Raw genomic sequence first — 15048 nt, 5'->3', positions numbered from 1 at the left:
TTACGACGCACGGAAGGCACGATCGAGCTCGAGGATCCTCTCGGCGCGGCCGAGCCGGGGGAGGTCGCTGCCGTCGCGGACGACACGGCCGTTCGCCTCGAACTCGTCGAGGAAGCCGCCGGCCCAGGACACGTCCTCGGCCGACGGCGCCATCACCTCGTTGACGATGCCGACCTGCGTCTCGCGCAGGCACAGCCGTCCGGTGAGGCCGAGCGCGGCAGCGGACTGCGACTGCTCGGTGACGATCGGCGCGCCGTCGAGAACCGACGGCCCGTCGATCGGTCCGGGGAGGCCGCCGACGCGGCTGGCCACGACCAGCCGCGAGCGCGGGTAGGCCAGGGCGACCTCCTTGTTGGCGACGCCGGTGTCGCGGCGGTAGTCGCCGCTGCCGAACGCCAGCCGGAAGACGCCTGGCGCGCGGGCGATCAGCGCCGCGTTCTCGACGCCGAGGGCGGACTCGATCAGCGCGACGACCGGCGTCGCGCCGCCCAGCCGCTCCGCCGTCTCGGTGACGTGGGCCGCCTCCTCGGTCTTGGCGAGCACGACGCCGAGCAGCCCGGGGAGGCCGCGCAGCCGGTCCACATCTCCGGCCCAGAAGGCCGAGGTGCGGTCGTTGACGCGCACCCAGGCCTCGCCGCCGGACTCCAGGAACCGTGCGACGCGCTCCCGCTCGACCTCCTTGCGGGACGCGTCGATCGCATCCTCCAGGTCGATGACGACCGCATCGGCCTGCGAGCCCGCGACCGCGACGGCGTCGAGCCGGGAGGCCGCGATGAGCAGCCAGGAGCGCGCGACCTCCGGCGGCACGCGGCCAGCGCTCCGCGCACCAGCGTCCAGCTGCATCGTCATCGCCGGCCTCCTACGCGTGCTGGAACCACGTGGTCTTCAGGCCCACGTAGTTGTCGATGGCGTGCCGGGAGAGGTCGCGGCCGAAGCCGGACTGCTTGAACCCGCCGAACGGGGTGGTGGAGCCGAGCGCGTCCACCGTGTTCACCGAGACGGTGCCGGCGACCAGCCGCTCGGACACCCGGTGGGCGCGGGAGAGGCTGGAGGTCCAGAGCGACGCGGCGAGGCCGTAGTCGGTCGCGTTCGCGGCGCGCACGGCGTCGTCCTCGTGGTCGAAGGCCTGGACGACGACCAGCGGGCCGAAGACCTCTTCGCGGTGCAGCGCGTGCGACAGCGGGAGGCCGGCGACGATCGCCGGGTCGATGAAGGCCGTGGAGCCGTCCCGGCCGATCCGCTCGCCGCCGATCAGCTCGCCGTCGCGGGCCGCCGCCTCGATCGCCGCGGCGACGCCGTCGGCGTGCGACTCGGAGACGAGCGCGCCATTGCCGCTTGCCGGGTCGAGCGGGTCGCCCGAGCGGTAGGCCTCGGCGGCCGTCGTGAGCAGCCCGACGAACTCGTCGTAGACGGGACGCTCGACGAAGATGCGGGAGTTGGCGGAGCAGACCTCGCCCTGGTTGTAGAAGGCGCCGAACGCGGCCTTCTCGGCGGCCAGCGCCAGGTCCTCCACGTCGGCGAAGATCAGGTTCGAGCTCTTGCCGCCGGCTTCGAGACTCAGCCGCTTCATGTTCGACTCGCCCGCATAGGTCAACAGCTTCTTCGCGACCGCGGTGGAGCCGGTGAAGGTGAGCGCGTCGACGTCCGGGTGGAGGCCGAGCGCCCGGCCGATCACCGAGCCGGGGCCGGGGACGACGTTGAGCACACCCGCCGGGATGCCGGCCTCCAGCGCCAGCTCGCCGAGGCGGAGCGCGGTCAGGCTGGTGGTCTCGGCGGGCTTCAGCACGACGCTGTTGCCGGCGACCAGTGCGGGCGCGAGCTTCCAGGCGGCGATGTCGAGCGGGTAGTTCCAGGGGACGATGGCGGCGACCACGCCGAGCGCGACGCGGCTGACGATGGCGGTCGAGCCCGGCGGAGTGGAGGGGACTTCGTCCGTGAGCTTGTCGGCGAGCTCTCCGTACCAGCGGAAGGTCGCCGCGGTGCCGGGCACGTCGACCGTGCTGGTCTGCGACAGCGGCTTGCCCATGTCGAGGGATTCGAGGAGGGCGAGCTCGTCGCCGTTCCGCTCGATGAGGTCGGCGAGGCGGCGCAGGACGGCGCCGCGGTCGGCGGCGTCGCGGCGGCTCCAGACGCCGGACTCGAAGGCGGCGCGGGCCGCGGCCACGGCGCGGTCGACGTCGGCGGCGCCGCCCTTGGCGACCTCTGCGAGAGCCGCGCCGGTGGCCGGGTTGATGGTGACGAACGTCTCGCCCGACGCCGAGGGGACGCGGTCGCCGGCGATGACGGCGCGGCCGTCGATGCGGGCGGTCAGCTCGGGGGCCGCCAGTCGCGGTGCGCCCTCCGGGGTGGCCGCGGCCGCCGGGCTGGTCGTGGTCTCGAGCGTCATGCGGGGCTCTCCTCCGTTCGCCACGGCCGGGAACCTCCCGCCGTGGTCTTCGCAGAGTACGCACGTCGTGTGCATCGAAACGAGCGTTGAAAAGCGTTGAAGTGCATCGCGCGAAGTGATGAAGCAGCGTTCGGCTCAGTGCGCGGCGATCCCGAAATGGGAAGTTCACGCGCGCGAAACGCACGCGAAGCATCACTTCAGCTGATCCAATTCTCCGATTCTCATTGTTTTACAGATTCGCCGGGACCTGCTGACAATGGCCAGACATCCGCGGAGCACACCGACCGCTCACGGATCAGCGAAGGAGATCAGCATGTCGAGCCAGGAAATCGAGGTCCTCGTCGTCGGCGCGGGACAGGCCGGTGTGGCGATGAGCGCCCACCTGACCGAGCGCGGCATCCCGCATCTCGTGCTGGAGCGCGGCCGCATCGCCGAGCGCTGGCGCTCGGGCCGCTGGGACTCCCTCGTCGCCAACGGCCCCGCCTGGCACGACCGCTTCCCCGGACTGGAGTTCGACGACGTCGACCCGGACGGCTTCGCCCCCAAGGAGCGCGTCGCCGACTACTTCGTCGCCTACGCCGCGATGACGAACGCGCCGATCCGCAGCGGGGTGGAGGTGCTGTCGGTCCGCCGCAACGACGGCGCTCCCGGGTTCCGGGTGGAGACCACCGACGGCTCCTACACGGCCCGCTACGTCGTCGCCGCGACCGGCCCGTTCCAGAAGCCGGTCATCCCCACCGTCATCCCGGCCGACGCGGGCGTCGAGCAGCTGCACTCCAGCGACTACCGCAACCCCGCCCAGCTCCCGGAGGGCGGCGTGCTCGTCGTCGGCGCCGGCTCCTCCGGCGTGCAGATCGCCGACGAGCTGCGCCGCGCCGGCCGCCAGGTGCACCTCTCCGTCGGCCCGCACGACCGGCCGCCGCGCCGCTACCGCGGCCGTGACAACGTGTGGTGGCTGGGCGTCCTCGGCAAGTGGGAGGCCTCCGCCCCCGCCGCCGGCGCCGAGCACGTGACCATCGCGGTCAGCGGCGCCCGCGGCGGCCGCACCGTCGACTTCCGCGAGCTCGCCGAGAGCGGCATCACGCTCGTCGGCCGCACGCAGGACTACGCCGACGGGGTGATCCGGTTCGGCGGTGACCTGGCCGCCAACATCCACGCCGGCGACGCCAACTACCTCTCCGTGCTCGACGAGGCGGACGCCTACATCGAGCGCAACGGCCTCGACCTCCCCGAGGAGCCGGAGGCGCGCATCCTCGGCCCCGACCCCGCGTGCGTGACCGACCCCGTCACCGAGCTCGACCTCGCCGCCGCGGGCATCACCTCCATCGTCTGGGCGACCGGCTTCGGCGTCGACTACGGCTGGCTGCAGGTGGACGCCCTGGACGCGGCGGGCCGGCCCGTGCACCAGCGCGGCGTCTCCGCCGAGCGCGGCGTCTACTTCCTGGGCCTGCCGTGGCAGTCGCGCCGCGGCTCCAGCTTCATCTGGGGCGTCTGGCACGACGCCGGCTACATCGCCGACCAGATCCAGATCCAGCGCACCTACCTGTCGTACGAGAACGCCGCGGTCGCGGCGGAAGGAGCAGCCGTCTGATGCCGACCCACACCCGCATCCGCCCGTTCAACACCAAGGACACCTACCCCGAGCAGAACCTCGACAACGACCTCTGCCAGGCCGTCGTCGCGAACGGCGTCGTCTACCTGCGCGGCCAGATCGGCCAGGACCTGGAGACCCGCGAGTCGGTCGGCGTCGGCGACGTCGAGGCGCAGGCCGAGAAGGCGATGGCGAACATCGCGATGCTGCTGGAGGAGGCCGGATCGAGCCTCGAGGACATCGTCAAGGTGGTCATCTACATCATCGACCCGCGCTACCGGGAGGCCGTCTACCGGGTCGTGGGGCGCTGGCTGAAGGGCGTCTTCCCGGTCTCCACCGGCATCGTGGTGTCCGCGCTGGCACGGCCGGAGTGGCTGGTCGAGATCGACGCGACGGCGGTCATCAGCTCGCCGGCCGCCGAGGCGGGAGGTGCCGCATGACCTTCTCCATCCTCGCCGTCGACGACACCGGGGCGATCGGCTCGGCCATCTGCTCCTCGTCGCCCGCGGTCGCCGCCCGCTGCGTGAACCTCGCTGACGGGGTCGGCGGCGCGCACTCCCAGAACATCACCGACCCCCGGCTCGGCCCGCAGCTCATCAACGGGCTGCGCGACGGCCGGCCGGTGGAGGAGGTGCTGGCGTGGGTCGTGGACTCCACGCCGGACATCGACTACCGGCAGCTCCTCGTGATCGACCGCGAGGGTCGCTCGGCCATCCACTCCGGCTCGCACGTGCTCGGCCACCACGGCCAGGCGCAGTCGCCGCACGCGGTCGCCGCGGGCAACATGCTCGCCCGCGACGACGTGCCGCAGCTCATGGTGGACGCGTTCGAGGCGTCCTCCGGCGAGCTGGAGGTGCGGCTGCTGGCCGCGCTCCAGGCCGCGATCGCCGCGGGCGGCGAGGAGGGTCCGGTGCACTCGGCCGGCGTCGCGGTCGTGCGCGACGCCGGCTGGCGGGTCACCGATCTCCGCGTGGACTGGGCGGACAACCCGGTCGAGCTGCTGGGGGAGATCCTGGTGGAGACCTGGCTGCCGCAGCGGGACGCATACGTGACGCGCGGGCTGATGCCGGCCGGCGCGCCGAGTTATGGAGTGCCGGGGGATGAGTGACGTCGCGGTCGCAACGACGGCGCTGAAGGACCGCGTCCGCGCGCTCGTCGACGCGGACCTCCCGTCGCTCGTGGCCCTCTCCGAGGCCCTGCACGCCGACCCCGAGACCGCCTGGAACGAGCACCGCGCCAGCGCCCGCCTGCAGGAGGCGCTGGCCTCCCACGGCTTCGCCGTGACGCCCGCCTACCTCGGCCTGGACACCGCGTTCCTGGCCACCGCCGGCTCCGGTCCGGTGCGGATCGGCGTGTGCGCCGAGTACGACGCGCTCCCCGGCCTCGGCCACGCCTGCGGTCACAACCTGATCGCCGCGATCGCGGTCGGCGTCGCCGGTGCTCTTGCTGCGCTGGTCGATGAGCTCGGCATCACCGTCGAGGTCTACGGCACCCCGGCCGAGGAGGGCGGCGGCGGCAAGATCGAGCTGCTCGACCGCGGTGCGTTCGCCGGGCTCGACCTCGCGCTCATGGCGCACCCCGGGCCCGTGGACGTCGCCGAGGCCCGCCCGTTCGCGGTCGCGCACTCGCACATCCGCTACGATGGCAAGGCCGCCCACGCCGGGGCGTACCCGGAGGAGGGCGTCAACGCCAACGACGCCTTCGTGGTCGCGCAGGTCGCCATCGGCCTGCTGCGTCAGCAGCTGCCACACTCGGCGCGCGTCCACGGCATCCAGACCGTCGGCGGCCAGGCGCCCAACGCCATCCCGGACCGCACGGAGGGCCGCTGGTACGTCCGCGCCGAGACGCTGGCGGAGCTGGAGCGGATCGAGCAGAAGGTGAACCGCTGCTTCGAGGCCGGCGCGCTGGCCTCCGGGACGACGCTCACGATCACCCCGGAGAGCAAGCCGTACTCGGAGTTCCGCAACGACGAGCGGGCGCTCGCGTTCTACCGCGCCAACGCGGAGGTGCTGGGAAGGGTCTTCGACGGGAGCTCCGCCGCCGGCCGGATGAACCGCGCCTCCACCGACATGGGCAACGTGTCGCAGGTCGTCCCGGCCATCCACCCCTACATCGGCGTCGGCAGCCTCCCGGCCACCAACCACCAGCCCGAGTTCGCCGCCGCGTGCGTGGGTCCGCTCGCGGAGAAGGCGCTCCGGGACGCCGCGGTCGCTCTCGCCCAGACCGTCGTGGACGTCGTGTCGTGACCGCCACCCGCACCGAGCACGACTCGCTCGGCCCGGTCGAGGTCCCGGCCGACGCCTACTGGGGCGCGAACACGCAGCGCGCCGTCGAGAACTTCCCGATCTCCGGGCGCGGGATCGGGACGTATCCCGAGCTCGTGACCGCGCTCGCGCTGGTCAAGCAGGCGGCCGCCCGGGCGAACGCCGAGATCGGCGTACTGGAGCCGTCCGTCGCGTCCGTGATCGACGAGGCGTGCCAGGACATCGCGGAGGGCGCTCTGCACGATCAGTTCGTGGTCGACCTCATCCAGGGCGGCGCCGGCACCTCCACGAACATGAACGCGAACGAGGTGATCGCGAACCGCGCGCTCGAACGACTCGGGCTTCCGCGCGGGAGGTACGACGTCATCCACCCGCTGGACCACGTCAACCGCAGCCAGAGCACCAACGACGTGTATCCGACCGCGGTGAAGGTCGCGCTCACGATCGGTCTGCGGAGGCTGATCGCCGAGCACGCGCTGCTCGCGGCGGCGTTCCGCGCCAAGGGGGTGGAGTTCCGCGACCACGTGAAGATCGGCCGCACCCAGCTGCAGGACGCCGTCCCGATGACGCTCGGCCAGGAGTTCACGGCGTTCGCGGTGACGATGGACGAGGACAACCTCCGGCTGACCGAGACCATCCCGCTGCTCGGCGAGATCAACCTCGGCGCGACCGCGATCGGCACGGGGATCACCGCGTCGCCCGGCTACGCGGCCGCGGTCGTGCGGCACCTGGCCGCTCTGACCGGGCTGCCGCTCGTGACCGCGACCGACCTGATCGAGGCGACCTCCGACACCGGGGTCTTCATGCTCGTCTCGGCGGCGCTCAAGCGCGCCGCGATCAAGCTGTCGAAGATCTCCTCCGACCTGCGGCTGCTGTCCAGCGGCCCGCAGTTCGGTTTCGGCGAGTTGCACCTGCCGCCGCGCCAGGCGGGCTCCTCGATCATGCCGGGCAAGGTCAACCCGGTCATCCCGGAGGTGGTCAACCAGGTTGCGTTCGCGATCGCGGGCGCCGACGTGTCGATCACCATGGCCGCCGACAACGGCCAGCTCCAGCTCAACGCTTTCGAGCCGGTGATCGCCAACGCGCTGCTGCAGGGCCTGACCTGGCTGACGAATGCGTGCCGCACGCTGCGGGTGAACTGCGTGGACGGCATCCAGGCGGACGCCGAGCTGCTGCGCACCCGCGTCGCGTCCTCGGTCGGCCTGGTGACGGCCCTGACGCCGCGGATCGGTTACACGACCGCCGCGCAGATCGCCCACGAGGCCCTGGAGACCGGGGGAGACGTGCGCGCCGCCATCGTCGGCCGCGGCCTCCTGACCGCCGAGGAGTACGACGCCATCACCGACCCCCGCGCCCTCACCGGCGCCCGCTGAGCCGCCCCTCCATCGCTCCCGGAGTTGTGTACGCTCCCGCCCGGTGTGTCGCGTGCACAACTCCGGGGACGATCGATCAGTCCGCCCACTCCCGCAGCGTCCGCGCGGCGGGGGACTCGGCGTCGCCCAGCCACGGCAGCACGACGATCGCGAACGTCGCGCGCACCTCGTCGACGTCGTCCTCCGCCGACTCCGCCGCCCAGATCACCTGCTCGCCCGCGTAGACCGAGTCGAGCAGGCGCACCAGCGGCTCGATCGGGGTGGCCGGCACGAGGTCGCCGTCGGCCACCGCCTCCGCCAGCGCCGTGCGCGTCAGCTCGGTGAACTCCCGGGGTCGGCCGAACGCCGAGCGCGGGTCGGAGCCCGCGTGCACCTGGCCCCAGAACGCCACCACCACCCGCGCCTCCTCGCGGGTCACCGCGGAGGTCGGCAGGATCTCGTCCGCGATCGCGAGCAGGGCGGCGAGTCCGCGCGCGTCGGCGGTGCGCGCCGCGATCCGCTCGAGCGTGCGGTCGATTCCCCGCTGGGCCGCTGCCTCCGCGATCTCCTCGATCGAGTCGAAGTAGTGCCAGAGCGTGCCGGGGACCACGCCGAGATCGGCCGCCACCGACCGTCCGTGGGTCCCGGCGACGCCGGCGCGCGCGAGGACGCGCAGGTAGGCGTCCACGATGTCGCGGCGGCGCTGGTCGTGATCGACGATCTTGGGCACGCACCCCATCTTGCACGATCGTTCGCCCGGGCCTCTTCCCATCCGGGGATTTTGACGCTACAGTCAATAACCATCGGATTCCACCGACGAAGGAGTTTCTGGAATGTCCCTCACGATCCCCACCGCGACCTCCCACCCGCTCGCCGCGCTCACCGGAGCCGAGATCGACCGCGCCCGCGAGGTGTTCACCGAGGCCGGGCTCGTGACCGAGCACACCCGCTTCACCTACGTGCTGCTGCGCGAGCCGCACAAGCGCGACGTCCTCGACCCGGACCGCGCGGCCGCGCTGCACCGCGAGGTGGAGACCCTGCTGCTCGACTTCTCGACCGGCGCCGTCACGCAGGCCGTCGCCGACCTCACCGACGGCGTCGTCGTCCACACCCGCGAGCTGGACCCGGTCACCGAGGGCACCGCGCCCGTGCTGGACGAGGAGTTCGGCCTGGTCGACGAGATCGTGAAGGCCGACCCTGCCTGGATCGCCGCCCTCGCCCGGCGCGGTGTCCACGACATCGACAAGGTCCGCACCTGCCCGCTGACCGCCGGGCACTTCGACTACGACGACGAGGAGGGCCGCCGGATGTTCCGCGTGCTCGCCTTCTTCCAGGCCGACGAGGCCGACCTGCCCTGGGCGCACCCGATCGACGGCATCGTCGCCCACGTCGACACCCTCTCCCGCTCGGTGATCCGCCTGGTCGAGACCCCGATCGACAGCGTGCCGAAGGAGTCCGGCGACTACCTGGACCCCGAGATCACCGGCCCGCTGCGCACATCGCTGAAGCCGATCGAGATCACCCAGCCGGAGGGCGTCAGCTTCGAGTACCGGGACGGCGTGCTGAGCTGGGAGAACTGGGACCTCCGCGTCGGCTTCAACGGCCGCGAGGGGCTCACCCTCCACGACGTCGCGTTCACCTACCAGCAGGAGCGCCGCCCGATCATGTACCGGGCGTCCATCTCGGAGATGGTCGTCAACTACGCCGACCCGACGCCCATCCACGGCTGGCAGAACTACTACGACGCCGGCGAGTACCAGTTCGGCCGCCTCGCCAACTCGCTGGAGCTCGGCTGCGACTGTCTCGGCGACATCTTCTACCTGGACGCCGTGGTCGCCGACGACTTCTGCCGCCCGCGCACGATCAAGAACGCGATCTGCATCCACGAGGAGGACTACGGCATCCTCTGGAAGCACACCGACGAGTTCACCCACACCTCGGAGGCCCGCCGCCAGCGCCGCCTGGTCGTCTCCTTCTTCACGACCGTCGGCAACTACGACTACGGCTTCTACTTCTACTTCTACCTGGACGGCACGTTCGAGGTGGAGGCCAAGGCGACCGGCATCGTCTTCACCGGCGCCCACGACGGCGGCGACGACCCGTACTCCACCCCGCTCGCGCCCGGCCTCGGAGCGCCCGTGCACCAGCACATGTTCTGCGCCCGCCTCGACATGACCGTGGACGGCGTCGACAACGCGGTCGACGAGATCGACGTCGCACGCGTGCCGATCTCGGAGGGCAACCCGTGGGGGAGCGCGATCGGCCGGACCATCACCCGCCTGTCGTCGGAGTCCTCCGCCGTCCGGGACGCCGACGGCTCGGTGGGCCGGGTCTGGTCCATCAGCAGCGCCTCCCGCCGCAACCGCGTCGGCCGCCCGACCAGCTACGTCCTGCACCCGTCGTCGGAGCCGGTGCTGTTCTCGGCGGACGAGGCGCACCAGCGCCGCCGCGCCGGCTTCGCCGCGCACCACCTGTGGGTGACGCAGTACGAGCCGTCCGAGCTGTGGGCGGCCGGGTACGCGGTGAACCTGCACCCGGGCGGCGCCGGCCTCCCCGCGTACGTCGCGCAGGACCGCCCGCTCGACGGCGAGGACATCGTGGTCTGGCACACCTTCGGCCTCACTCACTTCCCGCGCCTGGAGGACTGGCCGATCATGCCGGTCGACTACGCCGGGTTCACGCTCAAGCCGTACGGGTTCTTCGACCGGAACCCCACCCTGGATCTGCCGCGGTCGGCGTCGGCGTCCTGCCACACGACTGCTGCTTCCGGTGCCGCTGCCTCTGATGCCGCCGCGTCCGGTCCCTGCGGCGCCGATTGCACCTGCGGTCACTGATGATGCTCGACGTGGGCGCACTCGGAGCCTCCACGGTCTCCGCGTGCTGCCTGCTCGGCTCGCCCCGGCCGGTGCGCGTGTGGGTGTCGGCCGGGCTGATGGTGCTCGCGATGGCGGGATGCGTGCTGAGCGCTGCCGTGCCGGGGATCGGGTTGCTGTCCATCCTGCTGTCCCTGGCGTCGGCGGGCTTCGCGCTGCAGCGCCGGGCGGGACGGGTCGCGCCGATGAGCCTGCACCGCGCGCTCGGCGGGGTGACGATGGCGGCGCTGGTAGCGATGTCGCTGGGGATGTCGCGGGGCGGCGCGTCGGCGTCGGCAGCGTCGTCGGCGCATGCGCACGGAGTGTCGCTCGGGGCGATCGCGGTCGCGTTCGTGGCCGGGTATGTCGCGTACAGCGTGTGGTTGCTGGTGACGATGGTGCGTGCGGGTCAGCGGCCGGGTGAAGACCCCGGCCCCGCTGTCGCGCATCGCCGCGGGGCCCGCGGGCTGCTGGAACTCGGCGAGGTCGCCGGGATGGCGGTCGGCGTGCTGCTGATGGCGGTGATGTAGGGCTCAGTCCCCGCCCTGCTCGACCTCCGCGATCGCGACCCGCAACTCCCGCGCCACATCCTCCAGCGGCCGCCCGGACGCCACGGCCATCCCGGCGATGTAGGCCGTGAGCGGCGCCGCCGGCCGCGTCACGCCGTGCGCGGCGTCCCGCGCCAGGTCGAGCAGCGCGGACACGTCGCCCGGCTCCAGGCTCACCCCGAGCCGTCTGGCGGCGGCGCCGGCCCACGCGTCGAGTTCCTGCGGTTCCATCAGAGTCGCTCCTTCAGTCGTTCGAGGTCGTGCTGTTCGTCGATGTCCGCGACCGCGTCGCGGTGGGCGGGGACGATCGGGAGGCCGAGGTGGCCGATCAGCGCGCGGGCAGGTCGCCCGGCCGTGGCGCCGGTCGCGTCGAGCTCCGCGAGCTGGGCGCGGAGAGCGGCGACCGGGACGCGCGCGAGCAACCACTGCACGTTCCCGTCGCCGTCTGCCAGGACGCCCGCGTCGATGGCGTGCAGCGCTGCGATCGTGTTGCGCGGCCGCGCAAGATCGGCTGAGACGATCAGCGTCTCGGAGGCCTCGGCGGGCAGCGCCGCGACGCCCGCCGCGATCCCCGCGCACGGCCCACCCCACCGCGGGTACTCGGACACGGTCACGACCCCGCGCGGCACCGTCTCGTTCGTCGCGGACACCAGGACGACCGTCGCGCAGCCGCTGACGGCCTCCATCGTCCGCTGCAGCAGCGTGCGCCCGCCGACCTCCGCGAGCAGCTTGTCACTGCCGAAGCGCGTCGAGCGCCCGCCGGCGATGACGATGGCGGCAGGCGGCGGGGGAGTGAGGGCCACGACTCCAGCCTGCCACGGTCTCGCGGGCGACACGACCTGTCCGGACATGCCGTTCCCGACCGTTCGGTATCGTTCTGGACATGCTCTATGGACTCACCGGCTGGCACGTGATGATCGTGCTCTCGCTCTGGATCGTGCCGTTCGTGCTGTGGCTGATCGCGCTCGTGCAGATCGCGAAGTCGAAGGCCGCGGCAGGGGCGGTGGTCGCGTGGGTGGTGATCGTGACGCTGATTCCGGTGGTGGGGGCGATTCTGTGGTTCGTGGTCGGGCGGCGGGCGGTCAGGGATGGTTTTTCTGCGGGGGATGAAACGGCCTGACCGGAGCGGGCTCGGCTACTTGAGGGCCCTGGATCGGGATGGGCCTCGATGGGACGGTTGCGAGCGCGGGACTGGCCATTCGCGTGCGCGGACGTGGGATCAGCCGTTCGCGCGCTTGGTCGACAGAAATACTCGAGCTTTCGAGTCCCTCCAGGGGCACTTTTCGGGTGGGGTGAAAATGCTGGTCAGTGGCTCAATTCTTCCATCGGATCACATTGCTGCTCACCGTATTGCCCACAATTTGCCCACACTGACGCCACAAGAACGATCCGCGGGAGCGTGTGAGTGTGATTTCGGTCCCGTCCTGCTCGAGTGGATCGAGGCAATCGAAGGGTCCCAGGGTTCGACCGCGGGCGCGTATTAGCAAGGCAGCACTCCCTGGATGGCATGGTTCGCGATGGTTGCTGCGCCGTGGAGCGGATTAAGGCACCTGCATGGCTATGCAATCAAGCTAAGCACCGTGTCGCGGTTTCGAAGTCGGCAGCCGACGCTAGCTTCAAGTGGTGTCCGAAATCGCGTTGCTTGTTTCTGTCTTCAGCCTTTGCGTTGCGGCCCTGTCTCTGGGTTGGCAGATCGCTCTTTGGCTCCTCGGAGGGCGCCGGGTGAGTATCCAACTGCGTCACGGGGTGCTGGGCGATGGAGGTATCGCAGCCGGCCCGGTGGGGAACGGGAAGGCTAACGACATCTCTTCAATGCGACATCAGGTGTTCGTGGGTCCGGAGGTTGTCGGAGTCGACGTGATCAACGTGGGGCGTCTCCCGCTGACCGTGAGCGAGTACAGCTTGAGGGTGAAGGGCGGTCAATTTAGTTTCGTCCCCCACGGAGAGGTGATCGGTCGCCCGCTGCCATTTCGGCTTGAGCCCGGAGAATCCGAGACCTGGTACGTGGATGCGGCTGATGCTCGAGCGCTCGCTCGAGTGCACCGCGACATGGGCAAGCGGGTCGCGGAAGTCTTCATGGCGGTGAAACTAGGTACTCGCGAGGAGAAGCGAACCAAGCAAACGCTTGCGCTTCTCTGAGCGACGGTGACATTAATGCATCGCGTGGCTCGCTGGTGTGCTGTGAAGGCGCCGGCTTGGGGCGCGGCGCTTAGCCAGTCGGGCGGCGTTCCCCGCGACGGTTCTCGCCTCTACTCGTTCGAGTCGTCTGGCGATGTCTCGGCCGCCAGATTGAGCTGGCCAGCACGAAGCAGGGGAATTGTGAGGTTTGGCTGGCGAAGTCGGCCACTCATGTCCGAGATGATCTCGCGCAAGAAGGGGTATACAGTCATGACCCCAATTCGCTCGGCGAATTCAATAACGACGTCCTCAGCGATGTCCAAATCGTCGTCGTGCCGGAACTGGGTACCCGCGGTCGCCTCGTACCTCGCCTCTCGCACGTCGATAGTGATTGTCATTCGCACTTCAATGGCGTCGCTGTTTCGGCCAGCGAGGACCTGTGTAGTCTGCCGAACGTCATCGTCCTCCATGTCCTCATGGGGTTCAGACAGGACTTCTCCCGAGAATGAAAGGAAACGAACGTCTGCGATGTCGCCATGCTGGAGGAGTTCAGAAATCTCTGTAATGACCAAACTCACGCCGCCGTTCCTGCCGCGACTGGCCGAAAGTTAGCGACGTTGACCGGTTCGCTTCGGAACGTCTTCCAGGTGCTTGTCTGGGGCGGCTCGACGACCCGGAGGCCGCCTGAATGATTCACCCTCAGTGACACCCAGTCCGGCTTTTCGCTGTGGTAGGCCTTGCCCGCGGGGGTGATTTCGATGTCAATTTCGGCACCAACGGCGTGCGCGTAGCGCAGGATCGTTGAGAATCGCGCGTCTGAAGCCAGGTTCTCTAGTTCCGAAACGGCCGACTGTTGCGTCCCCATACGCTTTGCAACTTCTTTTTGCTTGAGGCCGGCCTCTTCCCGGCACGCGACGAGGCCGTTGATGACGTCTTCGTAGATGCGCGCGGACTCACGGGCTTTCTTGGCGACGACCGAGTCGTCTGCGTATCCCAAATCGCGCAGCAGATTGATTCCCATGGATGGCTCCCTGCTATTCGGTCAAATCTATTTTGACCGATACTGGATAATGCTAACGCTACTGCCGTGAGCGGTGTTCCTTCAAGCGCCCTTCTGCGGTGTCCGTCCAGCTGGGGTCCAGCTTGTTTGTCTTCTTAGCGCCGATATATAGCGCCACAAACCGATCGCCGGTCCGCGCGTACAACAGCCGATACCAGCGGTTGTCGTAATTTACCCGCAGTTCCCATACATCGCCTCGAACGGGGCCACACTCGCCCGGCTTGGCCGTACCCTTCTGGACACGCTCCATCGCGCGCTCAAGCTTCCCGACTGCGTAAGAACTTGCCTTGAGTTTGCGTAGTTCCTTCAGAACGTATGCGTCGTCGCGGGCGGAGAGGGCGTAATCCCACTGACTGAGATCAACCTCGTCGTCAGGCAAGTCCCCTCCTTCCGCAGTCGTACGTTATGTTGTCGGCTCATCGATGCTATCCGGATGCACAGACAACGCCAAGAAATCTGCTTCAGCGACGATTGGGACTTCGAGGATTCCGCATTTCGGTCACGGGCTTTGATCGACTCGTCCAAGTGCTCGTACTCCCTGCGGGTGGTCTTGGAGCGGGTCAGCCGCCCCAAAGGCTTCCCCCACTTTCAGATAGCACGCGCTCATTGAGCCGGTCGGCGACGGCCGCTAGATCGTCCTCAAAGAGATCCGCATACGTGTCGAGCGTCATCGCGGCCGACTTGTGCCCAAGCATGCGTTGAAGCGCCTTGACGTTGGCGCCGGCGCTCACGGCAAGGGTGGCGGCGGTGTGTTTGAGGTCGTGCGGGGTCATATGGTTGGATACGGCCGCAAGCACAGACCTCTACCGGATGAAGCCGAGGGCTAAGCCGATTCCGGTTGGGAACCCGGAGGGGCAGCGAGCCGGGCCAGATTCAC

At 69.8% G+C, this 15048-nt stretch carries 17 protein-coding genes and 1 pseudogene; 9 read left to right on the top strand and 9 right to left on the bottom strand.

Annotation, left to right across the window (positions count from 1 at the left end; all coding sequences use genetic code 11):
* Together HNR13_RS15925 and HNR13_RS15920 are read right to left on the bottom strand one after the other, a co-directional pair.
* The gene (locus tag HNR13_RS15925) at positions 1-849 is read right to left on the bottom strand and encodes an HpcH/HpaI aldolase/citrate lyase family protein (RefSeq protein WP_246312791.1); all 849 of its coding nucleotides are present in this window, start codon (positions 847-849) and stop codon (positions 1-3) included.
* A gap of 10 nt (positions 850-859) precedes the next feature.
* A complete protein-coding gene (locus HNR13_RS15920) occupies positions 860-2386 on the bottom strand; it encodes an aldehyde dehydrogenase family protein (RefSeq protein ID WP_179607338.1) in 1527 nt (508 codons plus the stop codon).
* 313 nt (positions 2387-2699) lie between these two features.
* Here HNR13_RS15920 and HNR13_RS15915 point away from each other — a divergent pair, with 313 nt between their 5' ends.
* From HNR13_RS15915 to HNR13_RS15895, 5 genes are read left to right on the top strand one after another with little or no spacing between them, the layout of a single operon-like run.
* Positions 2700-3977: a flavin-containing monooxygenase gene (locus HNR13_RS15915; protein ID WP_179607336.1), complete on the top strand. Its 1278-nt coding sequence runs from the start codon at positions 2700-2702 to the stop codon at positions 3975-3977.
* Positions 3977-4417 carry a RidA family protein gene (locus HNR13_RS15910; protein ID WP_179607334.1) on the top strand — a complete coding sequence of 147 codons (441 nt, stop codon included), beginning with the start codon at positions 3977-3979 and terminating at the stop codon, positions 4415-4417. The genes HNR13_RS15915 and HNR13_RS15910 overlap by 1 nt, the downstream gene beginning before the upstream one ends.
* Positions 4414-5085, top strand: coding sequence for a DUF1028 domain-containing protein (locus HNR13_RS15905; protein WP_179607332.1), 672 nt, complete (start codon positions 4414-4416; stop codon positions 5083-5085). Before HNR13_RS15910 ends, HNR13_RS15905 begins: the two co-directional genes overlap by 4 nt.
* A complete protein-coding gene (locus HNR13_RS15900; RefSeq protein WP_179607330.1) occupies positions 5078-6223 on the top strand; it encodes a M20 family metallopeptidase in 1146 nt (381 codons plus the stop codon). The genes HNR13_RS15905 and HNR13_RS15900 overlap by 8 nt, the downstream gene beginning before the upstream one ends.
* Complete coding sequence (locus HNR13_RS15895; protein WP_179607328.1) at positions 6220-7614, top strand: aspartate ammonia-lyase; 1395 nt, start codon at positions 6220-6222, stop codon at positions 7612-7614. Before HNR13_RS15900 ends, HNR13_RS15895 begins: the two co-directional genes overlap by 4 nt.
* A 76-nt stretch (positions 7615-7690) precedes the next feature.
* Here HNR13_RS15895 and HNR13_RS15890 read toward each other — a convergent pair whose 3' ends face one another.
* Positions 7691-8323 (bottom strand): TetR family transcriptional regulator, encoded by a 633-nt coding sequence (locus HNR13_RS15890; RefSeq protein WP_179607326.1) that lies wholly within the window; start codon positions 8321-8323, stop codon positions 7691-7693.
* A 103-nt stretch (positions 8324-8426) separates the two neighbouring features.
* Here HNR13_RS15890 and HNR13_RS15885 point away from each other — a divergent pair, with 103 nt between their 5' ends.
* Both HNR13_RS15885 and HNR13_RS15880 read left to right on the top strand, forming a co-directional pair.
* Positions 8427-10427 carry a primary-amine oxidase gene (locus HNR13_RS15885; RefSeq protein WP_179607324.1) on the top strand — a complete coding sequence of 667 codons (2001 nt, stop codon included), beginning with the start codon at positions 8427-8429 and terminating at the stop codon, positions 10425-10427.
* Between the two features lie 11 nt (positions 10428-10438).
* A complete protein-coding gene (locus tag HNR13_RS15880; RefSeq protein WP_179607321.1) occupies positions 10439-10975 on the top strand; it encodes a hypothetical protein in 537 nt (178 codons plus the stop codon).
* A 3-nt stretch (positions 10976-10978) separates the two neighbouring features.
* Here the strand turns inward: HNR13_RS15880 and HNR13_RS15875 are convergent, their stop codons facing one another.
* Complete coding sequence (locus HNR13_RS15875; RefSeq protein WP_179607319.1) at positions 10979-11224, bottom strand: DUF6457 domain-containing protein; 246 nt, start codon at positions 11222-11224, stop codon at positions 10979-10981.
* Complete coding sequence (mobA, locus tag HNR13_RS15870; protein ID WP_179607317.1) at positions 11224-11796, bottom strand: NTP transferase domain-containing protein; 573 nt, start codon at positions 11794-11796, stop codon at positions 11224-11226. The genes HNR13_RS15875 and mobA overlap by 1 nt, the downstream gene beginning before the upstream one ends.
* An 80-nt stretch (positions 11797-11876) precedes the next feature.
* Here mobA and HNR13_RS15865 point away from each other — a divergent pair, with 80 nt between their 5' ends.
* Together HNR13_RS15865 and HNR13_RS15860 are read left to right on the top strand one after the other, a co-directional pair.
* On the top strand, positions 11877-12113 hold the full coding sequence (locus tag HNR13_RS15865) for a PLDc N-terminal domain-containing protein (RefSeq protein WP_179607315.1): 237 nt from the start codon (positions 11877-11879) through the stop codon (positions 12111-12113).
* A 503-nt stretch (positions 12114-12616) separates the two neighbouring features.
* The gene (locus HNR13_RS15860; protein WP_179607313.1) at positions 12617-13132 is read left to right on the top strand and encodes a phosphoribosylamine--glycine ligase; all 516 of its coding nucleotides are present in this window, start codon (positions 12617-12619) and stop codon (positions 13130-13132) included.
* A gap of 110 nt (positions 13133-13242) precedes the next feature.
* On the opposite strand, the gene HNR13_RS15855 is transcribed toward HNR13_RS15860, so the two are convergent.
* The 4 genes and pseudogenes from HNR13_RS15855 to HNR13_RS15840 form a co-directional block, all read right to left on the bottom strand.
* Positions 13243-13689, bottom strand: coding sequence for a hypothetical protein (locus tag HNR13_RS15855; protein ID WP_179607311.1), 447 nt, complete (start codon positions 13687-13689; stop codon positions 13243-13245).
* Entirely contained in the window at positions 13686-14132 is a 447-nt protein-coding gene (locus HNR13_RS15850; RefSeq protein ID WP_179607309.1) for a helix-turn-helix domain-containing protein, read from the bottom strand. Before HNR13_RS15850 ends, HNR13_RS15855 begins: the two co-directional genes overlap by 4 nt.
* A 58-nt stretch (positions 14133-14190) precedes the next feature.
* Complete coding sequence (locus HNR13_RS15845) at positions 14191-14550, bottom strand: type II toxin-antitoxin system RelE/ParE family toxin (protein ID WP_179607307.1); 360 nt, start codon at positions 14548-14550, stop codon at positions 14191-14193.
* A 181-nt stretch (positions 14551-14731) separates the two neighbouring features.
* Positions 14732-14944: pseudogene (locus tag HNR13_RS15840) on the bottom strand (tyrosine-type recombinase/integrase); the annotation flags it as partial.
* Between the last annotated feature and the right edge of the window lie 104 nt (positions 14945-15048).

It is taken from the genome of Leifsonia shinshuensis (assembly GCF_013410375.1).
Taxonomy (GTDB): Bacteria; Actinomycetota; Actinomycetes; order Actinomycetales; family Microbacteriaceae; genus Leifsonia; species Leifsonia shinshuensis.
Note: the sequence above shows the minus strand (reverse complement) of the source record. Positions and strands in the feature narration are given on the sequence as shown.